We start from the raw sequence: 747 nt of genomic DNA, 5'->3' as shown, positions 1-747 counted from the left end.
CTAAGTCGTAACAAGGTAGCCGTACCGGAAGGTGCGGCTGGAATACCTCCTTTCTAGAGTATCGCGGACCGGTACTCGTCACGTTACATATGATTGAAAAAGAATAAAACATCAGAAGAAAGTGCCCGCCCCGGATGGAGCGGTCCCTGAGAGAAGAGATGAACAGAATAGCTAGTCCCGTAGCTCAGTTGGTTAGAGCACTACACTGATAATGTAGGGGTCAGCAGTTCAAATCTGCTCGGGACTACTTGATAAAGTATTTAGTGGAAAGTATCTGGTATTTAGAGAAATGTATGGCGACATACAGGGATCTAACTACAGTCTAACATCTAAAACTGAAAAAAGAGGGGAATTAGCTCAGCTGGCTAGAGCACCTGCCTTGCACGCAGGGGGTCAACGGTTCGAATCCGTTATTCTCCACGTTCTTAGTACATAGTATCAAGTATTTAGTATGAAGATGACGATATAGCGATATATAGGAGTCTAAATACTAACATCTAACTACTGGTTACTAAAAAAAGAGTTCTTTGACATATTGAAAGAGAAAAAAAATTACAAGAGAAGACAACAGTAGAGACAATACTGGTATGTGTCGGATGTAAGGAGGAGACCCCCGGTGAATGCCGGACGAATCATTACGTAGCATACGGGTATATATATCAAAAGCAGCCGCATAGTAGCAAAAGGCTATGCCGGTGAAGAAAGTAAATAAGGGCACACGGGGGATGCCTAGGCTCTCAGAGGCGA

The 747-nt window shown here is 43.6% G+C and carries 2 tRNA genes and 1 rRNA gene; all 3 read left to right on the top strand.

The features are described from left to right. Nucleotides 1-53: ribosomal RNA gene (locus D7322_RS28850) — 16S ribosomal RNA — on the top strand; the annotation flags it as partial. A gap of 120 nt (nt 54-173) precedes the next feature. Next, a tRNA-Ile gene (locus D7322_RS28275) sits at nt 174-247 on the top strand. 99 nt (nt 248-346) lie between these two features. Beyond that, nucleotides 347-420: transfer RNA gene (locus D7322_RS28270), tRNA-Ala, on the top strand. Nucleotides 421-747: the final 327 nt, after the last annotated feature.

The organism is Sphingobacterium puteale (genome assembly GCF_003627955.1).
GTDB lineage: Bacteria > Bacteroidota > Bacteroidia > Sphingobacteriales > Sphingobacteriaceae > Sphingobacterium > Sphingobacterium puteale.
Note: the sequence above shows the minus strand (reverse complement) of the source record. Positions and strands in the feature narration are given on the sequence as shown.